Source organism: Saccharopolyspora sp. 7B, assembly GCF_020177435.1.
Classification (GTDB): Bacteria; Actinomycetota; Actinomycetes; order Mycobacteriales; family Pseudonocardiaceae; genus Saccharopolyspora_C; species Saccharopolyspora_C gregorii.
Map to the genome: position 1 here is coordinate 16,782 of NZ_JAIUKC010000015.1, position 20,785 is coordinate 37,566.

The 20,785-nt window shown below is 73.6% G+C and carries 20 protein-coding genes; 6 read left to right on the forward strand and 14 right to left on the reverse strand.

What is annotated here, in order from left to right; genetic code table 11:
- Positions 1-21: 21 nt before the first annotated feature.
- Positions 22-579, forward strand: a complete 558-nt coding sequence (locus LCD33_RS03090) for a sugar O-acetyltransferase (RefSeq protein WP_224977491.1) — start codon at positions 22-24, stop codon at positions 577-579.
- 63 nt (positions 580-642) lie between these two features.
- Here the strand turns inward: LCD33_RS03090 and gatB are convergent, their stop codons facing one another.
- Genes gatB through gatC form a run of 4 tightly spaced genes read right to left on the reverse strand, consistent with a single transcriptional unit; the run spans position 643 to position 4,176 of the window.
- Complete coding sequence (gene gatB, locus LCD33_RS03095; RefSeq protein WP_224966757.1) at positions 643-2,148, reverse strand: Asp-tRNA(Asn)/Glu-tRNA(Gln) amidotransferase subunit GatB; 1,506 nt, start codon at positions 2,146-2,148, stop codon at positions 643-645.
- A complete protein-coding gene (locus LCD33_RS03100) occupies positions 2,145-2,342 on the reverse strand; it encodes a hypothetical protein (protein ID WP_224956466.1) in 198 nt (65 codons plus the stop codon). Before LCD33_RS03100 ends, gatB begins: the two co-directional genes overlap by 4 nt.
- Positions 2,342-3,877 carry an Asp-tRNA(Asn)/Glu-tRNA(Gln) amidotransferase subunit GatA gene (gene gatA / locus LCD33_RS03105; RefSeq protein WP_224956464.1) on the reverse strand — a complete coding sequence of 512 codons (1,536 nt, stop codon included), beginning with the start codon at positions 3,875-3,877 and terminating at the stop codon, positions 2,342-2,344. Before gatA ends, LCD33_RS03100 begins: the two co-directional genes overlap by 1 nt.
- A complete protein-coding gene (gene gatC, locus LCD33_RS03110; RefSeq protein WP_224956462.1) occupies positions 3,877-4,176 on the reverse strand; it encodes an Asp-tRNA(Asn)/Glu-tRNA(Gln) amidotransferase subunit GatC in 300 nt (99 codons plus the stop codon). Before gatC ends, gatA begins: the two co-directional genes overlap by 1 nt.
- A 391-nt stretch (positions 4,177-4,567) precedes the next feature.
- Between gatC and LCD33_RS03115 the strand changes: the two genes are divergently transcribed.
- The gene (locus LCD33_RS03115) at positions 4,568-5,221 is read left to right on the forward strand and encodes an amino acid-binding protein (RefSeq protein WP_224956480.1); all 654 of its coding nucleotides are present in this window, start codon (positions 4,568-4,570) and stop codon (positions 5,219-5,221) included.
- A 257-nt stretch (positions 5,222-5,478) separates the two neighbouring features.
- Here LCD33_RS03115 and ligA read toward each other — a convergent pair whose 3' ends face one another.
- The 4 genes from ligA to LCD33_RS03135 all read right to left on the reverse strand — a co-directional run bounded on the left by ligA (position 5,479) and on the right by LCD33_RS03135 (position 10,776).
- On the reverse strand, positions 5,479-7,593 hold the full coding sequence (gene ligA / locus LCD33_RS03120; RefSeq protein WP_224956479.1) for an NAD-dependent DNA ligase LigA: 2,115 nt from the start codon (positions 7,591-7,593) through the stop codon (positions 5,479-5,481).
- Between the two features lie 250 nt (positions 7,594-7,843).
- Positions 7,844-8,527, reverse strand: coding sequence for a hypothetical protein (locus tag LCD33_RS03125; protein ID WP_224977492.1), 684 nt, complete (start codon positions 8,525-8,527; stop codon positions 7,844-7,846).
- Positions 8,528-8,593: 66 nt separating this feature from the next.
- Positions 8,594-9,658, reverse strand: a complete 1,065-nt coding sequence (locus LCD33_RS03130; RefSeq protein ID WP_224956457.1) for a DUF6461 domain-containing protein — start codon at positions 9,656-9,658, stop codon at positions 8,594-8,596.
- Between the two features lie 86 nt (positions 9,659-9,744).
- Entirely contained in the window at positions 9,745-10,776 is a 1,032-nt protein-coding gene (locus LCD33_RS03135; protein WP_224977493.1) for a methionine synthase, read from the reverse strand.
- 128 nt (positions 10,777-10,904) lie between these two features.
- On the opposite strand from LCD33_RS03135, the gene LCD33_RS03140 reads away from it, so the two are divergent.
- The gene (locus tag LCD33_RS03140; protein ID WP_224956454.1) at positions 10,905-11,873 is read left to right on the forward strand and encodes an ABC transporter substrate-binding protein; all 969 of its coding nucleotides are present in this window, start codon (positions 10,905-10,907) and stop codon (positions 11,871-11,873) included.
- A gap of 117 nt (positions 11,874-11,990) precedes the next feature.
- Here the strand turns inward: LCD33_RS03140 and mnmA are convergent, their stop codons facing one another.
- Genes mnmA through LCD33_RS03155 form a run of 3 tightly spaced genes read right to left on the reverse strand, consistent with a single transcriptional unit; the run spans position 11,991 to position 15,778 of the window.
- Entirely contained in the window at positions 11,991-13,079 is a 1,089-nt protein-coding gene (gene mnmA / locus LCD33_RS03145; protein WP_224956453.1) for a tRNA 2-thiouridine(34) synthase MnmA, read from the reverse strand.
- 4 nt (positions 13,080-13,083) lie between these two features.
- Positions 13,084-14,316, reverse strand: coding sequence for a cysteine desulfurase family protein (locus tag LCD33_RS03150; RefSeq protein ID WP_224956452.1), 1,233 nt, complete (start codon positions 14,314-14,316; stop codon positions 13,084-13,086).
- 55 nt (positions 14,317-14,371) lie between these two features.
- On the reverse strand, positions 14,372-15,778 hold the full coding sequence (locus LCD33_RS03155; protein WP_224966754.1) for an MFS transporter: 1,407 nt from the start codon (positions 15,776-15,778) through the stop codon (positions 14,372-14,374).
- A gap of 140 nt (positions 15,779-15,918) precedes the next feature.
- On the opposite strand from LCD33_RS03155, the gene LCD33_RS03160 reads away from it, so the two are divergent.
- Together LCD33_RS03160 and LCD33_RS03165 are read left to right on the forward strand one after the other, a co-directional pair.
- Positions 15,919-16,548, forward strand: coding sequence for an SRPBCC family protein (locus LCD33_RS03160; RefSeq protein ID WP_224966753.1), 630 nt, complete (start codon positions 15,919-15,921; stop codon positions 16,546-16,548).
- A gap of 45 nt (positions 16,549-16,593) precedes the next feature.
- Positions 16,594-17,367, forward strand: a complete 774-nt coding sequence (locus LCD33_RS03165) for a class I SAM-dependent methyltransferase (RefSeq protein ID WP_224966752.1) — start codon at positions 16,594-16,596, stop codon at positions 17,365-17,367.
- 118 nt (positions 17,368-17,485) lie between these two features.
- Here the strand turns inward: LCD33_RS03165 and LCD33_RS03170 are convergent, their stop codons facing one another.
- Positions 17,486-18,337 (reverse strand): 1-acyl-sn-glycerol-3-phosphate acyltransferase, encoded by an 852-nt coding sequence (locus tag LCD33_RS03170; RefSeq protein WP_224977494.1) that lies wholly within the window; start codon positions 18,335-18,337, stop codon positions 17,486-17,488.
- Positions 18,334-19,113 (reverse strand): GNAT family N-acetyltransferase, encoded by a 780-nt coding sequence (locus LCD33_RS03175; RefSeq protein ID WP_224977495.1) that lies wholly within the window; start codon positions 19,111-19,113, stop codon positions 18,334-18,336. The genes LCD33_RS03170 and LCD33_RS03175 overlap by 4 nt, the downstream gene beginning before the upstream one ends.
- Positions 19,114-19,253: 140 nt before the next feature.
- Between LCD33_RS03175 and rnhA the strand changes: the two genes are divergently transcribed.
- Entirely contained in the window at positions 19,254-19,709 is a 456-nt protein-coding gene (gene rnhA / locus LCD33_RS03180; RefSeq protein WP_224956447.1) for a ribonuclease HI, read from the forward strand.
- 108 nt (positions 19,710-19,817) lie between these two features.
- Here rnhA and LCD33_RS03185 read toward each other — a convergent pair whose 3' ends face one another.
- Positions 19,818-20,777 (reverse strand): electron transfer flavoprotein subunit alpha/FixB family protein, encoded by a 960-nt coding sequence (locus LCD33_RS03185; protein ID WP_224956446.1) that lies wholly within the window; start codon positions 20,775-20,777, stop codon positions 19,818-19,820.
- Between the last annotated feature and the right edge of the window lie 8 nt (positions 20,778-20,785).

The window sequence follows — 20,785 nt, forward strand, 5'->3', positions numbered from 1 at the left end:
CCGCGACGGGACGATGCGGGCATGGGTGAGCACAAGGAGCGGATGCTGCGCGGGGAGCCGTACCAGGACGGCGATCCGGAACTCCTCGCCGAGCGCAGGCGCTGCCAGGAACTGCTGGACGACTTCAACGCGACGAGGGCAGGTGAGGAGCAGCGGCGGCAGGACGTCCTCGGCAGGCTGCTCGGGCGGCTGGGCACCGGATCGTGGATCATGCCGCGCTTCCAGTGCGACTACGGGTACTTGATCAGCCTGGGGGACAACAGCTTCCTCAACTACGACGCGATCCTGCTGGACTGCGCGCCGATCAGCATCGGGGACGACGTGTCCATCGGGCCGCGCGTCCAGCTGCTCACCGCGCTGCACCCGATGACCGACCACCAGGCCCGGCGGGAGCGCTGGGAGACGGCGGCGCCGATCAGCATCGGCAACAACGCGTGGCTGGGCGGCGGTGTGATCGTCTGCCCGGGCGTGACCATCGGCGACGACGTGGTGATCGGCGCGGGCAGCGTCGTCACCCGAGACGTCCCGGACCGCGTCTCCGCAGCGGGAAACCCCTGTCGCGTGATCCGCGCGCTCTAGCCCTCAACGCCGAACGGGCCGCCCGTCCCGGAGGACGAGCGGCCCGCTGCCGGTCGGACGGTGCTACTGGCCGCAGGCGGCGAGGATGAGCTCGCGGACCCGCTTGGCGTCGGCCTTGCCGCCGGTGGACTTCATGACCGCACCGACGACGGCGCCCGCGGCCTGCACCTTGCCGCCGCGGATCTTGTCCGCCACGTCGGGCTGCGCGGCCAGGGCCTCGTCGATCGCGGCCTGCAGCGCGGAGTCGTCGGAGACGACCTCCAGGCCCTGCGCGGCGACGACCTCGTCCGGCTCGCCCTGCCCGTCGAGCACGCCGTCGACGACCTGGCGGGCCAGCTTGTTCGTCAGCTTGCCCTCGGCGACGAGCGCGATGACCCGCGCCAGCTGCGCCGGCGTGATCGCGAGCTCGGTGAGCTCGACGCCGCGGGTGTTGGCCTGCTGCGACAGGTAGGCCACCCACCAGGACCGCGCCTCGGCGGGCGGGGCTCCGGCATCCACGGTGGCCGCGACGAGGTCGAGCGCCCCGGCGTTGACCAGGTCGCGCAGCTCCTCGTCGGAGAGCTTCCACTCGTCCTGGACGCGCTTGCGTCGCTCCCAGGGCAGCTCGGGCAGGGTCCGGGACAGCTCGTCGACCCACTCGCGGGACGGCGCGATCGGAGTCAGGTCCGGCTCCGGGAAGTACCGGTAGTCCTCGGAGGTCTCCTTCTTGCGCCCCGCCGAGGTCGTCGCGGTCGACTCGTCGAAGTGCCGGGTCTCCTGGCGGATCTCGCCGCCGGAGGTCAGCACCGCGGCGTGCCTGCGCATCTCGTGGCGCACCGCGCGTTCCACGCTGCGCAGCGAGTTGACGTTCTTCGTCTCGGTGCGGGTGCCGAACTCGGTGGTGCCCTTCGGCATCAGCGAGACGTTCGCGTCGCAGCGCAGCGAACCCTGGTCCATCCGCACGTCGGAGACGTCCAGCGAGCGCAGCAGGTCGCGCAGCGCGGCCACGTAGGCCCGCGCCACCTCGGGAGCGCGCTCCCCGGCGCCGACGATCGGCTTGGTGACGATCTCCACCAGCGGCACGCCCGCGCGGTTGTAGTCCAGCAACGAGTGCTCGGCGCCGTGGATGCGGCCGGTGGCACCGCCGACGTGCAGCGACTTGCCGGTGTCCTCCTCCATGTGCGCCCGCTCGATGTCGACGCGGAAGGTCTCGCCGTCGTCGAGCACCACGTCGAGGTGACCGTCGAAGACGATCGGCTCGTCGTACTGCGAGGTCTGGAAGTTCTTCGGCTGGTCCGGGTAGAAGTAGTTCTTCCGCGCGAACCGGCACCACTCGGCGACCTGGCAGTTCAGCGCCAGCCCGATGCGGATCGCCGATTCCACCGCCTTGCCGTTGACGACGGGCAGCGCGCCGGGCAGGCCCAGGCACACCGGGCACACCTGCGTGTTCGGCTCGGCGCCGAACTCGTTGGCGCAGCCGCAGAACATCTTGGTGGCCGTGGACAGCTCCACGTGCACCTCGAGGCCGAGGACCGGGTCGAACCGCTCCAGGACCTCGTCGTAGTCCATGATCTCGGCGACCGCGGTCACTGGCCGTCCTCCCCCTTGCGCAGGGTGCGGATGGCGAGCGCGGTGCCGGTGATCAGGCCGAGCGCGGTGATGATCGAGTCGGCCATCGCGAGCCGGTCGCCGTTCGCCTTGGCCTCGCGGAGGCTCGCGCGCAGGCCGTAGGCCGCGGAGAGCACGGATGCGAGCTGGAACGCCGCCTTCAGTTTCTGGTTCATCACGCCACCTCCAGGGCGGGGACACGGTCGAGCAGCGGGCCGCCCTGGGCGGCGTCGCGCGCGGTCTCGTAGGCGGCGCCGACCCGGTAGAGCCGGTCGTCGGCCAGCGCCGGGGCCATGATCTGCAGACCCACCGGCAGGCCGTCCTCATCGGACAGTCCACTGGGGAGGCTCATGGCCGCGTTGCCCGCCAGGTTCGACGGGATGGTGCACAGGTCCGCCAGGTACATCGCCAGCGGGTCGTCGGTGCGCTCGCCGATCGGGAACGCCGTGGTGGGCGTCGTCGGCGACACCAGCACGTCCACCTGCTCGAAGGCGGCGGCGAAGTCGCGGGTGATCAGCGTCCGCACCTTCTGCGCCTGCCCGTAGTAGGCGTCGTAGTAGCCGGAGGACAGCGCGTAGGTGCCGAGCATGATGCGCCGCTTCACCTCGGGCCCGAACCCGGCTTCGCGGGTCAGCGACATGACCTCTTCGGCGCTGCGGCTGCCGTCGTCGCCGACGCGCAGGCCGTAGCGCATCGCGTCGAACCGGGCCAGGTTCGAGGAGCACTCGCTCGGCGCGATCAGGTAGTAGGCGCCCATCGCGTACTCGAAGTGCGGGCAGGAGACCTCGACGACCTCGGCACCCAGCTTCGCGAGCTGCTCGACGGCGGTGCGGAACGAGCGCTCCACGCCGGGCTGGTAGCCGTCCCCGGCGAACTCGCGGACCACGCCGACCTTCACCCCGGTGAGGTCCCCGGCGGCGCCATCGCGGGCGGCGGCCACGACCTGCGGCACCGGCGAGCTGATCGAGGTCGAGTCCATCGGGTCGTGCCCGGCGATCACCTCGTGCAGCAGCGCCGCGTCCAGCACGGTGCGCGCGCACGGCCCCGGCTGGTCCAGCGAGGACGAGAACGCGACCAGGCCGTAGCGGGACACCCCGCCGTAGGTGGGCTTCACGCCGACGGTGCCGGTGACGGCGCCGGGCTGGCGGATGGAACCGCCGGTGTCGGTGCCGATGGCCAGCGGGGCCTCGAACGCGGCGAGCGCCGCGGCGGACCCGCCGCCGGACCCGCCCGGGATGCGCTCGGGGTCCCACGGGTTGCGGGTCGGTCCGTACGCGGAGTTCTCGGTGGAGGAGCCCATCGCGAACTCGTCCATGTTGGTCTTGCCGAGGATGACCACGCCGGCCTCGCGCAGCCGCCGCGTCACCGTCGCGTCGTACGGCGGCGTCCAGCCCTCCAGCATCTTGGAGCCGCAGGTGGTGGGCATGTCGCTGGTGGCGAACACGTCCTTGAGCGCCAGCGGCACGCCGGCCAGCGGCGAGGCGGCCTTCCCCGCGGCGCGGTCCTCGTCGGCCTGCCTGGCGGCGGCGAGCGCGCCGTCCGCGTCGACGTGCAGGAACGAGTGCACCACGCCGTCCACGGCGGCGATGCGGTCCAGGTGGGCCTGGGCGGCCTCCACCGAGGTGACCTCGCCCGCGGCGAGGCGGTCGGCGAGGTCGGCGGCGGACAGGCCGGTCAGGGCCGGGTCACCTCCGGTCGCGGTCGTCGTCATCACGCCTCCTCACTCAGGATCCGCGGAACGCGGAACCGGTTCTCCTCGGCCGCGGGCGCGCCGTCCAGCGCAGCCTCGCGCGGCAGGCTGGGCCGCACCACGTCGTCGCGGAACACGTTCGTCACCGGCACGGCGTGGGAGGTCGGCGGGATGTCCTCCGCGGCGACCTCACCGACCCTCGCGACCGATTCCAGGATGACGTCGAGCTGCCCGGCGAACGTGTCGAGCTCCTGTTCGGTGACCGCCAGCCTGGCGAGGCCGGCGAGGTGCGCGACCTCGTCGCGGGAGATCTTGGACACTACGAAGGCTCCCTGGTCATGTCCGGTATCACGGTTGCTCCTCAGTCTATGGCGGAGCCCGCGCCCACCCGCCCAGGGGGCGATCGGGCGCGCCGGGCACCCGGTCGCTCCGCGCGATCGGGCGACCGCGCCGGGTCCCGGCGAACTCCCGCATCGTGGACGAACGCGGGCACATCGTGGACATCGACCGGGGCGGCGCGGACCTGGGCGGGAACCCCGCGAATGCCGTGCTCGTTCCACTACACGAACGCCGGTCGCACCGATAGGGTGCGGTGTCTGCCACAATTTGCCCCGCCTGCCGGGCGCACGGTGGCCTCCGCGTGCGGCCGTGTGCGGTGCGGGGAGCGCGGACGGCGAGGTTCCGCGCACGAAGCTGGAGGCGTTGAGTCCGGTGTCCTTCCTGATCCGGGTGCAGATACCGGACCGTCCGGGCGTGCTGGGGGCGGTCGCGTCCGCACTCGGCGAGATCGGCGCCGACATCCTCAGCGTCGACGTCGTGGAGCGCGGCGGGGACGTGGCGATCGACGACATGGTCGTCGAACTGCCCTCGGGCCGCCTCCCGGACATCCTGATCACCGCCGCGGAGTCCGTGGACGGCGTCGAGGTCGACGCGGTCCGCCCGTACGCGGGCGTGCTGGACACCCACCGCGAGCTGGAGCTCGTCGAGGACATCGCCGCGGAACCCGGCAACGGGCTGCAGATCTTCGCCGAAGGCGTCCCGAAGATCATCCGGTCGGGCTGGGCGATCGTGTTCGGCCACCACGCGGGCGGTGCCGAGCAGCTCGCCGCGAGTTCGTCGGCCCCGCAGGAGGGCTACCTGGAACTGCCGTGGTTACCGCTGCCGCGGGCCACGATCCTGGACGGCGACGAGCTGTGGGTGCCGGAGACCTGGCAGGAGCTGGGCACCGAGCTGGCCGCCACGCCGATCGGCAAGCCGGACCGCGTCCTGCTCGCCGGCCGCCCCGGCGGCCCCATGTTCCGCGCCGCCGAGGTCGCCAGGCTGGCCCACCTCGCCGGAATCGTCTCAGTAGTCCTGGACGGCTGACCAGCGACGGAGGTCGTCACTCACCTCTTGTCAGCGACGAGGCCGCTGAGCGGCGCCCCCAGCGGCCTCGTCATTTTCCTGTCAGCGGCGAAGCCGATGAGCAGCGACCACCAGAGCAAAAGGACCACCCGCGGGTTCTCAGCGCTTTCCTCGCGAGGACAGCGATTTCCCTCGTGGCGGAGCCACTTGGGAAATCGATCCCGCAGCGAGGAAAGCGCTGAGGTTCCGCCACCCGCCCCTATCGCAGGGCGATCCGATCACTCAACCTCAAGCGCCGCGGAGGCTGCTGCTTCTGGGCCTTGTTCCAGGAGCACCCGGAACCCGTCCTCATCCAGCACCGGCACCTTCAGCTGCACGGCCTTGTCGTACTTGGAGCCGGGCGAGTCGCCGACGACCACGAACGCGGTCTTCTTCGACACCGAGCCGGCGGCGCGGCCGCCGCGGGCCATGATGAACTCCTTGGCCTCGTCCCGGGAGTAGGTCTCCAGCGAGCCGGTGACGACGATGGACAGGCCGGTGAGGGTGCGCGGCACCGACTCGTCCCGCTCGTCGGCCATCCGCACCCCGGCGGCGCGCCACTTGCGCACCACTTCGCGGTGCCAGTCCACCTCGAACCATTCGCGGACGGCGGTGGCGATGGTGGGGCCGACGCCGTCGACGGCGGCGATCTCCTCCTCGGCGGCGTCCTCGATGCGCTCCAGGGAGCCGAATTCGCGGGCGAGCGCTTGTGCCGCGGTGGGGCCGACGTGCCGGATGGAGAGCGCCACGAGCACCCGCCACAGCGGCTTCTCCTTGGCGGCGGCGAGGTTCTTGAGCAGCTTGGCACCGTTGGCGGAGAGGTTGCCCTCCTTGGTGCGGAACAGCTCGGTGCGCAGCAGCTCGTCCTCGCCGAGGTCGAACACGTCGCCTTCGTCGACGAGCACGCCGGAGGACAGCAGCGCCACCGCGGATTCGTAGCCCATGGCTTCGATGTCGAAGGCACCGCGCCCGGCCAGGTGGAACAGCCGTTCCCGCAGCTGCGCCGGGCAGGACCGGGAGTTGGGGCAGCGGATGTCGACGTCGCCCGCCTTCTGCCGGTGCAGGGTGGCGCCGCACTCGGGGCATTCGGTGGGCATCACGAATTCGCGTTCGCGGCCGTCGCGGACGTCGACGACGGGCCCCAGCACTTCGGGGATCACGTCGCCCGCCTTGCGGATGACGACGCGGTCGCCGATGAGCACGCCCTTGCGCCGCACCTCGTCGGAGTTGTGCAGGGTGGCCATGGAGACGGTGGATCCGGCGACCTTGACGGGTTCCATCTCGGCGTAGGGGGTGACGCGGCCGGTGCGGCCGACGTTGACCTTGATGTCGCGCAGCGTGGTCGTCGCCTGCTCCGGCGGGTACTTGTAGGCGATGGACCAGCGCGGGGCGCGGGAGGTGGTGCCGAGGCGGCGTTGCAGCGAGACCTCGTCGACCTTGACGACGACGCCGTCGATCTCGTGCTCGGCGGTGTCCCGGTTCTCGCCCCAGTACCGGATGTGCGCCACGATCTCGTCCACTGTGGACAGAACCCGGGTGTGCCGGGACACCGGCAGGCCCCAGGCCTTCAGCGCCGCGTAGGACTCGGACTGCCTGCTCGGTTCGAAGCCCTTCCGCTTGCCAAGGCCGTGGCAGATCAACCGCAGCGGGCGGCGCCGCGTGACGCGCGGGTCCTTCTGCCGCAGCGAACCGGCGGCCGCGTTGCGCGGGTTCGCGAACGGGGATCCGCCCGCGTCGACCAGGGCGGCGTTGAGCTCGGCGAACTCCTCGACGCGGAAGAACACCTCGCCGCGGACCTCCACCAGCGCGGGCACCGGGTACTCGTCGATGCCGTGCAGCTCGGTGGGCACGTCGCCCATGGTGCGCACGTTGAGCGTCACGTCCTCGCCGGTGCGGCCGTCGCCGCGGGTGAGCGCGCGCGCCAGCTTCCCGTCCCGGTACAGCAGGTTGATCGCCAGCCCGTCGATCTTCAGCTCGCACAGGTAGTGCACGTCGGTGCCGACCTCGCGCTCCACCCGGTCCACCCAGGCGCGGAACTCCTCGGTGTCGAAGGCGTTGTCCAGGCTGAGCATCCGCTCCAGGTGGTCCACCGCGGTGAACTCGGTGGAGAAGGTGCCGCCGACGGTCTGCGTCGGCGAGTCGGGGGCGCGCAGCGCGGGGTGCTCGTCCTCCAGCCGCTGCAGTTCCACGAACAGCTCGTCGAACTCGGAGTCGGCGATCGTGGGCGAGTCGAGCACGTAGTAGCGGAACTGGTGACCGCGGACCTCGTCGGCGAGCGCCGCGTAGCGCTCCCGCACCTCGGCGGGCACGTCCTCCACGCCCTCCGCCTGCGCGACGGCCGGGTCGGCGGGCAGCTCGGCGTCCGGCCGCGCGGCGGTTCCGCCCTGCTCGGGGCCGGTCGCGTCCGGACTGGTGGGAGCGGTCTTCTCGCCGGAGGCCGTGCCGGCGCGGTCCTTGCTGGTCACGCACTGAGCCTAACGAGCCACCCCGACAGCTCGCGCGGATCACCCGGCCCCGCGGCGCGCCCGGGCCGCGACCCGGCCGGTGCGGTCACCGCGGGCTACCGGGCGGCGGCTCCGCCACCGGTCCGGGTGGGGCTCGGAATCACCCCGCGTCGTCCGGCCGGGCCGCGGCGCCCACGCCGCGGACCAGTTCGCGGAACTCCAGCAGCCCGATCGCGCCCTGTGGTTCCCGCTCGGCGGTCTCCACCCGGCCGAGGCGGTCCGCGGCGAGCCGCTCGCCGAGCGCGGCGTCCAGCGGCAGGAAGGTCAGCGCCGAGCGGGCCGCGGGCTCCATCGCGGCGAAACCCGGGTGGTACACGGCCACGTCCACCACGCCCTCGGCCTCGTCGACCTGGGCGAACACCCGCACGTCGGCCAGCGGCCAGCGCTCACCCGCCAGGTTCACCACGACCTGCGTCGGATCCGGCACCGGCGGCACCGCGTCGTGGTACTCGAACAGCGAATCGCCGGTGGGAGCGTCGGCCAGCCACGCGTCGGTGTAAGGCCGCACCCGCGGATCGGCCTGGCCGCTGACGACGAGCGCGTAAGGGGTGCGCCCACCCTGCTCCAGGGAGAACGCCAGGTCCGGGTGCAACGCCGTGACGGCCGCCGCCAGCTCCGCGTCCAGCTGCTGCGGGGCACCTTCGCCGAGGGCCGCGGCCACTCGCGGCAGCAGTTCGTCCCAGCGGCGCCAGAACTCCGCCGCCTTCGCCCGCGCGTCGGCGGCCACGTCGTCGACCTCGTCGGGCGCGTCCTGGGCGGTGCGGCGGCGGAAGAACCTCAGCATGCGGCCATTGTGCCGCCCCGGCCCCGATTCCCGCGGCCGTTCCGGAAGATCCCGTCCCGCGGCCGATCAGGTCAGGGCCGCGGTCACCAGGTCGGTGAGGTCGCGGCGTTCGATCCGCAGCCTGCCCGCCTCGGCCAGCGCACCGAGCAGCGCGGTCAGCGGATCGCGGTTCGTGGCCTGCCGCAGCACTTCCAGCGCCCGCACCCGCGCGCGGTCCACGCTCGTCACCGGTGCTCGGTGCAGCTCCCACCGGCGCAGCCGCACCACTTCGCCGATGGCGGTGCCGTCCGGTTCGGCCCCGTCCTCCAGCCCGCGCAGCGTCGCGGCCACCACCAGCTGGTCGTGGCCCGCGGTCAGGTCCAGCACGTGCCGCGCCACGTTCACCGCGGCCCGCCGGCACCGGGCGGGACCCGCGCTGCGCACCAGGTCGAGCAGTTCGGTGGGTTCGGCCTCGAAGTCCTCGGCGGCGGGCCGGATGCCGATCTGGCCCAGCCCCACCTCGTCGAGCAACGCCTCCGGGGAGCTGGGCAGGTCCAGCGGCCAGGCCGCGACCGGGTAGGTGGCGAAGTCCCCGTCGAACCACTCCGGGGTCAGCGGTTCACCGGTGATGCGGGCGGCCAGCGCCAGCATCAGCTCGATGGTGTCCGCCCCGCGCTCCCCCGGTCCGCTGCCCGCCCACGGGAGTCCGGCGCGGACCTCTTCGAGCCCGTCGGGCCGGGTCCCCTGGCGGAACGCGGGCATCAGCGCTTCGAAGGACGTGCGCACCTCGCCGTCGACGGCGTGGCTGAACTGGGTGAGCGCGTTGACGTTCCAGAACGCCGAGACGACTTCGGTGCCGCGGCTGACCTGGCGCAGCACCTCCGGCCTGCTGCCCTGGAAACCGCCGTCCTCGGCGACCAGCGTCCACTCCCCGGCGCTGCGCAGCCCGATCACCGGATAGCGGTCCTGGTGGGCGAAGGCCTCTTCGCAGTACTCGTCGAAGTCGAGGGGGCGCCGGTGTTCGGTGATGGCGCCGAACCGCCCCGCGATCGCGTCGAGGCCGGTGCCGCGCACGAAGGTCAAGCACGCGGCGTCCTGGACGGTGCTGCGGTGCACCCATCCGAACCGCTCGACTTCCCCGGTGTTCGACACGTCTGGTTTCTTACCATCGCTGGGACATCCAGGTGATGTGAACGGCACTAACGATCTTGCTCATCGGGGCGAACCTCGCGCCACCGCTAGCGTTCCGCCGCTTCCGCGAACACCTCGTTGACCTGTCGCGCCACCGCGGGCGCCCGCCGCGCCCACTCCGGGGAGGCCCCGGCCAGCCCGCAGGACGGGCACACCGCGGCGCGTTCCAGCAGCGCCTTCGGCGCGAAACCGAGGCGGGCGGCCAGTTCCAGCCCGGGCCGGGCGAGTTCCCGCGGATCCGGGCGGTGTTCCGGGTCGACGGCGGGGACCAGGCCGAGCAGCAGCCGGGTGCCCTCCTCCCACGCTTCGCCGAGCTCGTCGGCGAACGCCCCGGTGACCGAGCCGAGCCGAGTGGCGTCCAGCGAGATCGTCCCGGCGCCCGCGCCGCGCAGCAGCCGCACCGGCGGCCGGGACGCGCAGCAGTGCACGATCACCGGCTGCCCGGTGGCGGCGGCGAGACCGTCGATCAGGTCCGCGAGCAGTCGCTGCGCCTCCGGCCCGGGCACCGCGGGCACCTGGCCGTAGCCGGACGGGGTGGGCAGGTTCCCGGCGAGCACGGCGGGCAGCGATGGTTCGTCGAGCTGCACCACGACGGGCGCGCCGGTGCGGGCGGAGACTTGCGCGGCGTGTGCGCGGAGCCCTTCGCCGAGGGATTCGGCGAAGTCCCGCAGCGCGCCCGGGTCGGTGAGCACCCGGTGCCCGCGCTCCAGCTCGATGCCGGCCGCGAGCGTCCACGGTCCGGCGGCCTGCACCTTGACCGCGCGCGGCGCACCGGCTTCGGCGACGGCCTGCTCGACGGCGTCCAGGTCCCACCGCAGCAGGTCCAGGGCGCGGCGGTGGTCCCGGCCGGGGCGGCCCGCGACGCGGTAGCCGGAGGGCACGACCTCGACGGCGAGGTCGACGAGCAGCCCGGCGGTGCGGCCGAGGATGTCGGCACCCACTCCGCGCGCGGGCAGCTCCGGGAACGGCATCAGGTCCGGCAGCTCGCCCAGCACGACGCGGGCGGCTTCCAGCGGATCCGTTCCCGGCATCGAGCCGATGGCGGTGGCGATCCCGGGGTTCCACGCTGCGTCACTCACGCCCCCATTATCGGCGGCGCCCACGGGCGGACCGGCAGGCGGGATGCGCACGCTAGGTTAGGCTAACCATGCTTACCGTCCTTCGGTGTCACCCGCTCGGGCGCGCCGGTTCTGCGAAGGAGTACTCCATGCCCCTGTCGTCCGGGACGTCCGCGCTCTCGCGCCGCGGGTTGCTGCAAGCCGCGGGGGTGCTCGCCGTGCTGGGCGCCGCGGGCTGCGCGGGAGGAGGCGGCGCCGCCGAACCCGAAGGGGCGACCCGCAGCGTCGACTCGCACCTGGGCCCGGTGACCATCCCGGCCGACCCGCAGCGCGTCGTGTGCCTCGACCAGTACGCCACCATCGCGCTGCTGGACGTCGGCATCCGGCCCGCGGCCACCGTCGACGGCCTCGACGACTGGATGCCGCAGCAGCACAAGGCGGCCTACGAGCAGCTGCCCCGCGTCGGCGGCTACCAGCCGGAGATGGAACGGGTGATCTCCATGCACCCCGACCTGATCATCGGCAACAGCGCGTTCACCCTCACCGGCGGCAGCACCTACGAGCAGCTGTCCGGCATCGCGCCGACCGTCATCCTCACCTCCCGGGTGTCCGGCGAGTGGCAGGAGATGGCGTTGCAGGCCGCGAACATCGTGAACCGGCCGGAGCCGATGAACCGGCTGCGCGACGACTACCTCGCGCGGGCGAAGAAGATCCGCGAGACCTACGCGGACGCGCTGGGCCGCACCCGGTTCAACCTGGTGGCCTCGTTCAGCTCCGGCAGCTGGAACCTGTGCCTGCCGGACTCGTGGAGCGGCGTCGTGCTCGCCGAGGCGGGCGCCCGGTTCGGCTCCGCCGCGGAAGGCAAGACCGGCAGCGCCGTCGAGCACTCCTACGAGCAGCTGGGCGTGCTCAACGACACCGATGTGCTGCTGTACCAGGTGAACCCGGACGGTTCGGCGGAACCGGCGATGGAGGCGCTGCTCGGGCAGGGCGCGTTCCAGAACCTGCCCGCCGTTCGCGAGCGGCGCGGGATCCCGTTCCACAACCTGTACGTCTTCGGCTACTCCCAGGCCGTCGCGGCCCTGGACGAGCTCGAAGCGATCCTCAAGACCCGCTGACGCACCGGCTGCACGGCGGCCCGAGGGGATCCGGCGCGGCGGCCGCTGCTCGGCTGAACGGCCCACCGGCCCGAGATCGGGCGGGTGGGCCGTTCAGCCGAGCGGGCCGGAGGATCCTCAGCGGGTCGCCGAGATGAGGCCGCTGCCGAGGACCAGATCGCCCTCGGGTTCCGGGCGGTACAGCACGATCGCCTGGCCAGGGGCCACGCCGCGCAGCGGTTCGGTGAGCTCGACGCGCAGGCCGCCGTCCGCGACCTCGGCGACGGCCCCCGCCGTGCCGCCGTGCGCGCGCACCTGCACCACGCACTCGGTGGACCCGTCCAGTTCCCGCTCGGACGGCCAGATCGGCCGCTTCGCGTCGATCCCGGTCACCCCGAGGTGGTCGGCCGAGCCGACCTTCACGGTGCCCGACACCGGTTCCAGCGACAGGACGTAGCGCGGTTTGCCGTCCGGCGCGGGGGCGTCGATGCCGAGGCCCTTGCGCTGCCCGACGGTGAACCCGTGCACGCCGGTGTGCTTGCCGAGGACCGCGCCGGTCTCGGCGTCCACCAGCTCACCCGGGGTCTGCCCGAGCTTCGACTCCAGGAAGGAGCGGGTGTCGCCGTCGGGGATGAAGCAGATGTCGTGGCTGTCCGGCTTCTGCGCGACGGCCAGGTCGCGGCGCTCCGCCTCGGCCCGCACCTCGGACTTCAGCGAGTCGCCCAGCGGGAACATCGAGTGCCGCAGCTGCTCCGCGGTCAGCGAGGCCAGCACGTAGGACTGGTCCTTGCCCTCGTCGCGGCTGCGGCGCAGCTCCGGCACGCCGTCCTGCACGACGAGCCGCGCGTAGTGGCCGGTGCACACGGCGTCGAAGCCGAGCGCCATCGCCTTCTCCAGCAACGCCTCGAACTTGATCTTCTCGTTGCAGGTGAGGCACGGGTTCGGGGTGCGGCCGGCGGCGTACTCGCCGACGAAGGTCTCGATGACCTCCTCGGTGAACCGCTCGGCGAAGTCCCACACGTAGAACGGGATGCCGAGGATGTCGGCGGCGCGCCGCGCGTCGCGGGAGTCCTCGATGGTGCAGCAGCCGCGGGCGCCGGTGCGCAGCGTCCCCGGTTTCGCCGACAGCGCCAGGTGCACGCCGGTCACGTCGTGGCCGGCCTCCACCGCGCGGGCGGCGGCGACCGCGGAGTCCACCCCGCCGCTCATCGCAGCCAGTACTCGCACTGCCTCACACCTCCGTCGTGGCGGTCGTCCGCGCCGCCGCACGGCGCAACCCGGTCAGCCCGGCGTTGCGCGCCCGTTCCACCACCGGCCCGATGGCCTCGGTCAGCGCCCGCACGTCGGCGCCGGTGGAGTCGTGTCCCAGGGAGAACCGCAGCGAGCCGCGCGCCGCCCGCGGTTCGGCCCCCATCGCCAGCAGCACGTGGCTCGGTTCGGCGACGCCCGCGGTGCAGGCGGAACCGGTGGAGCACTCGATGCCGTGCGCGTCCAGCAGCATCAGCAGGCTGTCGCCCTCGCAGCCGGGGAAGGTCAGGTGCGCGTTGCCGGGCAGCCGCGCCGGCGCCGGTCCGGTCACCGACAGGTCCGGGTCGCCGTTGAGCACCACGTCCGGCACCGCCGCGCGCACCCCGGCGAGGAGTTCGTCGCGCAGCGCGGCGACCGCGGGCACGTGCGCGGCGCGCTGCTCGACGGCTTCGCGGGTCGCGGTGGCCAGGCCGATCACCCCGGGCACGTCGAGCGTTCCGGAGCGCACCTCCCGCTCCTGGCCGCCGCCGTGCTGCAGCGGGGTGCACGGCACGTCGCGCGCCAGCAGCAGCACGCCCGCTCCGTAGGGGCCGCCGACCTTGTGCCCGGTCATGGTGAGCGCGGCGGCGCCGGAGGCGGCGAAGTCGACCGGCACGGTGTCCACGGCCTGCACCGCGTCGGTGTGCAGCGGCACCCCGTAGCGGTCGGCGATCGCGGCGAGCTCCGGGATCGGGTTGACGGTGCCGACCTCGTTGTTGGCCCACATCACGGTGGCCAGCGCGACGCGGTCGGGATCGGCGCGCAGCGCCTCCTCGAACGCCTCGGGGCGCACCCGGCCGTGCTCGTCGACGGGCAGCCAGGTGACGTCGGCGCCTTCGTGCTCGGCGAGCCACTCCACGGTGTCGAGCACCGCGTGGTGCTCCACCGCGGAGGCCAGCACCCGGTCGCGCGCCGGGTCCGCGCCGCGGCGGGCCCAGAAGATGCCCTTCACCGCGAGGTTGTCGCTCTCGGTGCCGCCGCCGGTGAACAGCACTTCGGAGGGCCGGGCGCCGAGGGCGGTGGCGATGGTCTCGCGGGACTCCTCCACGGCGCGGCGGGCCCGGCGGCCCGAGGTGTGCAGGGACGAGGCGTTGCCCAACCGGGCCAACGCCCCGCTCATCGCCGTGACCGCTTCCGCCCGCATGGGCGTGGTGGCCGCGTGGTCGAGGTAAGTCATCGCCCCACCAGGGTAATGCAGGCTCATCACCCGACTCGCCGTGCCAGGTGCTCGGTCACGCCCGGCCGCTGCGGAACACGCGGACGGCACCGAGCACGGCGATCACCGCCAGCCCCAGGTCCAGCGGCACCACCCCCGCGGTGGCCGCCCCCGGCGCGGCCAGCGCGGCCACCAGGACGCCGCCGAGCGCCACCAGCAGGGCCTGCCCGAGCATGTCGGAGATCTGCAGCGCCGAGGAGTGGAACCCGCGCTGCTCCGGCGCCGACAGCGCCAGCACCCGCACCGAGGTGCTGGCCACGCCGAGCCCCATCCCCACCCCGCCGAGCGACCACAGCACGAACACCGGCCACGCCGAGCCGCCGGCCGGGGCGATCAGCACCAGCCCGGCCACCGCGATCGCCACCAGCACCAGCCCGGACCCCACCAGGTGCTCCCGGCGCGCACCGGCCCGGCGGCTCTGCCACAGCGCCCCGACGCTCCAGCCGAGCGAGCCGACGGTCAGCGGGACGCCCGCCGCGGTCGGCGAGAACCCGTGCACCACGGACAGGGTCAGCGGCACGAACGCCTGCGCGGTGAAGAACACCCCGGCGAGCAGGCCGCGCGCGAGCACCATCACCGGGATGCCGGGCCGCCCGGTCCCGGTACCGCTGGGCAGCAGCACCCGCAGCGACGGCACCAGCACCAGCAACCCGACCAGTCCCGCGACCAGCACCGGCAACCGCACTCCCCCGGCCGAACCGGACAGGTCCTGCGCCGCCCAGTTCAGCCCCACGGTCCCGGCGGCGGCGCCTACCGCCGCCAGCGGCAGCCCCGGAACGGGCGCGGCGTCCGGTTCGCCCTCGGAACCGATCCGCCGCACCGTCGGCACCAGCAGCAGCGCCCCGAGCACCATCAGCGGCGCCAACCCGAGGAACACCCAGCGCCAGCCCACGTGCTCGGTCAGCGCCCCCGCCACCACCGGCCCGAGCAGCGCGGGCACCACCCAGGCCGCGGACAGCGCGCCGAACGCGGCAGGCCGGTCCCGCTCCGGGTAGACGCGGGCGATCAGCACGTACAGCGCGACGATCTGCGCCCCGGCACCGAGCCCCTGCAGCGCGCGGGCCACCAGCAGCACCGGCATCCCCGGCGCGAACCCGGCGAGCACCAGGCCCGCCGCGAACGTCGGCATCGCCACCAGCAGCGGGACCGCGGGACCGCGCCGGTCGCAGATCCGGCCCGCGACGACCGTGCCGATGGCGCTGGCCGCCATGAAGATCGTGAACGGCCACGAGTACCACTGCTCGGCGCCCCATTCGCGCACGATCGTCGGCAGCGCGGTCCCGATGCCCATCGCCTCGAACGCGGCGAGGGTGATGACGAGGACCAGTCCGGCGGTGAAGTTCCGCCGCTGCGGGCTCCACAGCGCGCTGGTCGAAGGACGGGCGGGTTCGGGCGTGCCGGTGGCTTCGTCGTCGATCGTCACCCGGTGAGCCTGCAACCCGCACCCCGGTCGAGGTCCAGTCGAGTCCACCGTTCGGCGGTGCGAGACCTGCGCCGGGCCGGACGCCGGCGGTCGCTCCTACGCTGGCCCCGGAGCGAGCCGCCACCACGGAGGAGCAGGTCATGGTCGACGCCCAGCAGCAGTTGGCCGCGGTGCGGCGCACCGTCGGCACCCGCGAACTGGAGACCGGTCCCGCGCGGGTCGCGGTGCTCGCCGAACGGCTGGACGCGCCGCTCGACGAGGTCTGGGACGCCGTGACGAGCGCCGAGCGGATCCCGCGGTGGTTCCTGCCGATCAGCGGGGAGCTGCGCCTCGGCGGCCACTACCAGCTGGAGGGGCACGCGGGCGGCACCGTGCGGCGCTGCGATCCGCCGCGCTCCTTCGCCGCGACCTGGGAGTTCGGCGGCGAGGTGAGCTGGATCGAGGTGCGGCTGCGCCCCGCCGACGGCGGCACCGACCTGGAGCTGGAGCACCTGGCGCACGTGTCCGAGCAGCGCTGGGCGCAGTACGGGCCGGGTGCGGTCGGGCTCGGCTGGGACTCGATGCTGCTCGGCCTCGCCTCGCACCTGGCGCCGGAGGGCGGGATCACCCCGGAGGAGGGCCCGGAGTGGCTGGCGTCCGAGGAAGGCCTGCGGTTCCTGCGCGCCGGCTCCGAAGCCTGGTACGCGGCGAGCGTGGCCGCGGGCACCCCGGAACCGGAGGCGCGCGCCGCCGCCGACCGCACCCTCGCCGCCTACACCGGCCGGGAATGAGCGAACCTCGGCGAACCGGGCCCCCCACGACGGCGGAAGAGGACGATGGAGAAGTACGGCGACACCCTGTTCACCCTGGACGCCGACGAGGAGGTGCGGCTCGGCCTGCTGTGCCGGATCTTCGACCCGGAGACCACCCGCCTGCTCGCCGAGCTCGGCACCCGGCCGGACGCCCGCTGCCTGGAGGTCGGCGCCGGCTCCGGCTCGGTCGCCCGGTGGTGGTGCGAGCAGGTCCCCGACGGCGAGGTGGTCGCGACCGACGTGCAGACCTCCCTGCTGGAGCGCGACCCGCGCCCGAACCTGACCGTGCTGCGCCACGACGTGGTCCGCGAGGTGTTCCCGCCGGAGTCGTTCGACGTGATCCACGCCCGGCTGGTGCTGTCCCACCTCCGCGAGCGCGACGAGGTGCTGCGCCGGATGCGGGACTGGTTGCGGCCCGGGGGCGTCGTGCTGGTCGAGTCGTTCGGCTGGTTCCCGCTGGGCGGTTCGCCGAACCCGGTCTACAGCGGGGTGCTGCGGCGGTGGAGCGACCTGCTGCGGGAGGTCGTGGGCACCGACAGCGGCTGGTCCCGGCGCCAGCCCGGATCGCTGCTGGAGCTCGGCTACCGGGACGTCGGGGCGCGCTCGGCCACCTGGCACCTGCGCGGCGGCACGGACCTCGCCGAGTTCTGGCGGCGCGGCGTGGCGATGTCGGCGGAGCGGCTGCTCACCGACGGCCGGGTGTCGGCGGACGAGCTGGCGGAGTTCCACCGCCTGCTGCGGGACCCGGGTTTCTGGGATCTCTCCCCCGCGTTCGTGCAGGCGTGGGGCCACCGCTAGCGGTTCCCCCCGGGGCCCTTCCGCCAGGACGGTGCCGGGTCGCCGTTCAGCGGCCGCGCCGCTGACGAGGAGCGGACGTCCCCGACACCGGCCCGCTGCCGCGTTCGTCCAGCGGTGATCAGGCCGCCGACGGGAGCGGGTGCGGGGCGCAGCGGTGCCGGTGGGCGGGGTGCCGTTCCGCTGCGGAGGTGGCTCGGGCGACGGCGTGCCGTGCGCGGCGGGCCAGCTCGGCCCGGGGGCCGGTCGCCAGCTCCGGCAGCACCTCGAACTCCACCACCAGGTCCCGCGCCCGCGCCACCGCGAGCACCGAGTCCAGCAGGGTCGCCGCCCCGACGAACGCGGCGACCGTGGTGGGCTCCCCGGCCCCGGTGCGGAACCGCAGGGCCACCGGCCGCACCGGCACCCCCGCGTCCAGCGCCGCCTGGAACACCGCGGGCCGGTAGCGCCCGGAGGCCCGGCCGCACCAGGTGGTGCCCTCCGGGAAGGCGCCGACGACGGCACCACCGCGCAGCGCGTCGGCGAGCGCGCCGATCGCGGCGGGCAGCGCCGAAAGCCGCTCCCGGTCGATGTAGAGGGTGCCGACGCGGGTGGCCAGCGGTCCCACCACCGGCCAGGCCCGCAGTTCGATCTTCGCCAGCAACCGCATCGGCCGCACCGCCATCAGCGCCACCACGTCCAGCCAGGACACGTGGTCGGTGACCACCAGGCAGCCGGAGCTCCCGAGCTCGCCGCGCACCACGAACCGCACCCCGAACGCGCGCAGCAGCGCCCGGAACCAGGCCCGCACCAGCGCGGTGCGCAGCGAGCCGCGCAGCAGCGCGAACACCACCGCCAGCGCCACGCCCAGCAGCAGCAGCGCCACCGCGCGGGACAACCGCAGCACCACCAGGTGGGTGCCGGCCCGCGGGCTCCCCGGCCCGGGCAGGCATCCGGGACCGCACGGGGAGTCCGGGAACCACGGGTGCGTCATGCCGACGCGCCCAGGAAGAACCGCAGGTACCGCTGGTCGATCTCGGTGAAGTTGAGCAGCACGAAGAAGTCCGCGACCCCGAACTCCGGGTCGTGCGCGGGCGGCCCGCACACCCAGGCCCCGAGCCGCAGGTAGCCCTTCAGCAGCGGCGGCAGCGGCCCGCGGTGGGTGCGCGGCACCCCGTCCGGGTCCCACGGCAGGTAGGGCCGCACCTGCAGCTCGGGCGGCGAGGCGTGCTTCGCGGACACGGTGTCCCACACCTTCGCCGCCAGCGGCCCGCCGTCGTCCAGCGGCACCGAGGCGCACCCGGCGAGCCAGGTGTGGCCGGACAGCAGCATGTAGCGGGCGATCCCCGCCCACACCAGGCTCACCACCGCGCCGGAGCGGTGGTCGCGGTGCACGCAGGACCGGCCGGTCTCGACCAGGGCCGGGCGCAGCGAGGTGAGCGAGCCCAGGTCGAACTCGCCCTCGGAGTACAGCTTCCCGGCGGCGTGCGCGCGTTCCGGCGGGAGCATCCGGTAGGTCCCGACGACCGCCCCGGAGCGGTCGCCGCGGACGATCAGGTGATCGCAGAAGTCGTCGAACGGATCGGTCTCCACGCCGGGCAGGTCGGCGTGCACGGTGGCGCCCATCTCCTCGGCGAACACCTGGTAGCGCAGGCGTTGGGCGGCCCGCACCTCCTCGGTGTCCCTGGCGACGAGCAGCGAGTAGTGGGCGCCGTCGGTGGCGGGCGATCCTGCGGGCGCGGTGCTGGCAAGCAGCTGCGACTCGGACATGCCTGAAGGTGTATCGCCGCGCGCAGGAAGCGCAGTAGATCGGACGAGGGCACGCAGCAGGAACTTTCGGTGAATGCGCGGTACTCGATCGATGCGGTCCGCCTCGCGGGTCGCCGCGGCCCGGGAAGTAGGTTTGCGGGATGCCTGAGCCCGACCGGAACCTCGTGGAACTGTTCACCGACGGCGCCTGCAGCGGCAACCCCGGCCCCGGCGGGTGGGGCGTGGTGCTGCGCTACGGCGACCACGAGCGCGAGCTGCACGGCGGGGAGCCCGCCACCACGAACAACAAGATGGAGCTCACCGCGGTCATCGAGGGGCTGGCCGCGCTGACCCGCCCGATGCCGCAGGTGCGGGTGTTCAGCGACAGCACCTACGTGCTCAAGGGCATCTCGGAGTGGATGCGCGGCTGGAAGCGCAACGGCTGGTTGACCTCGGCGAAGAAGCCGGTGAAGAACGCGGACCTGTGGCAGCGCCTGGACGCCGAGGTGCAGCGGCACGGCGAGGTGACGTGGAACTGGGTGAAGGGCCACAACGGCCACCCGGAGAACGAGCGCGCCGACAAGCTCGCCTGCCAGGGCCGCGACGAGCACCGCTGACCCGCGGCCGGGCTCCGGCGGTGGCCGCCGCCGAGGAGCCCGTCCGTACGACGAGAACGGGCCGCGCCCCGGTGCGGGGTGCGGCCCGTTCTCGGCTCAGCGGAGGGCTCAGCCCTTGCGCTTGCCGACCTCGTCGGTCAGCTGCGGGGCGACCTTGAACAGGTCGCCCACGACGCCGTAGTCGGCGATCTCGAAGATCGGCGCCTCGGCGTCCTTGTTGACCGCCACGATCGTCTTCGAGGTCTGCATCCCGGCGCGGTGCTGGATGGCGCCGGAGATCCCGAGGGCGATGTAGAGCTGCGGCGAGACGGTCTTGCCGGTCTGCCCGACCTGGAACTGGTGCGGGTAGTAGCCGGAGTCGACCGCGGCGCGGGAGGCGCCGCCGGCGGCGCCGAGCGAGTCGGCGAGCTTCTCGACGACGTCGAACGACTCGGCCGAACCGACGCCGCGGCCCCCGGAGACGACCACGGACGCCTCGGTGAGCTCGGGGCGGTCCCCGGCCTCGGCGGGCTGCACGCCGGTGATCTTGGCGTTCTTCGCGGCGTCGACCGCGGGCACCTCGACCGCTTCCTGGGCACCGGCGCCGGCGGCCTGCTCGGCCTCGACGCTGCCGGGCAGCACGGTCACGACCGGCGTGCCGGTGGTGACCTGGGCCTTGGCGTTGTAGGTGCCGCCGAACAGCGAGTGCGAGCCGATCCCGTCGCCGTCGATGTCGACGACCTCCGAGAGCAGACCCGAACCGAGCCGCACGGCCAGCCGGCCCGCGATCTCCTTGCCGTCGATCGAGCCCGGTACCAGCACCGCGGCCGGGGAGGCCGAGCCGACCAGCGACGCGAGCACGTCGACGGCCGGGGTGACCAGGTAGGACGCGGTGTCGGCGGACTCGGCCGCGTACACCTTCTCGGCGCCGTAGGACGCCAGCACATCGGCCAGCTTGCCCGCTTCACCGGGCTCGCCGACGACGACCGCGGACGGTGCGCCGAGGCGGCGGGCGGCGGTCAGCAGCTCCAGGGTGACCTTCTTGACCTCACCGCCGGAGTGGTCGACGAGGACCAGAACCTCAGACATGTCTTTCA

Excerpts from the sequence above, each read along its gene's own strand:
- LCD33_RS03170 (WP_224977494.1), bottom strand. The coding sequence starts at position 18,337 with ATGACGCACCCGTGGTTCCCGGACTCCCCGTGCGGTCCCGGATGCCTG.
- LCD33_RS03185 (WP_224956446.1), bottom strand. The coding sequence starts at position 20,777 with ATGTCTGAGGTTCTGGTCCTCGTCGACCACTCCGGCGGTGAGGTCAAG.
- LCD33_RS03100 (WP_224956466.1), bottom strand. The coding sequence starts at position 2,342 with ATGAACCAGAAACTGAAGGCGGCGTTCCAGCTCGCATCCGTGCTCTCC.
- LCD33_RS03175 (WP_224977495.1), bottom strand. The coding sequence starts at position 19,113 with ATGTCCGAGTCGCAGCTGCTTGCCAGCACCGCGCCCGCAGGATCGCCC.
- LCD33_RS03125 (WP_224977492.1), bottom strand. The coding sequence starts at position 8,527 with ATGCTGAGGTTCTTCCGCCGCCGCACCGCCCAGGACGCGCCCGACGAG.
- gatA (WP_224956464.1), bottom strand. The coding sequence starts at position 3,877 with ATGACGACGACCGCGACCGGAGGTGACCCGGCCCTGACCGGCCTGTCC.
- LCD33_RS03165 (WP_224966752.1), top strand. The coding sequence starts at position 16,594 with ATGGAGAAGTACGGCGACACCCTGTTCACCCTGGACGCCGACGAGGAG.
- rnhA (WP_224956447.1), top strand. The coding sequence starts at position 19,254 with ATGCCTGAGCCCGACCGGAACCTCGTGGAACTGTTCACCGACGGCGCC.
- LCD33_RS03090 (WP_224977491.1), top strand. The coding sequence starts at position 22 with ATGGGTGAGCACAAGGAGCGGATGCTGCGCGGGGAGCCGTACCAGGAC.
- LCD33_RS03140 (WP_224956454.1), top strand. The coding sequence starts at position 10,905 with ATGCCCCTGTCGTCCGGGACGTCCGCGCTCTCGCGCCGCGGGTTGCTG.
- LCD33_RS03150 (WP_224956452.1), bottom strand. The coding sequence starts at position 14,316 with ATGACTTACCTCGACCACGCGGCCACCACGCCCATGCGGGCGGAAGCG.
- LCD33_RS03160 (WP_224966753.1), top strand. The coding sequence starts at position 15,919 with ATGGTCGACGCCCAGCAGCAGTTGGCCGCGGTGCGGCGCACCGTCGGC.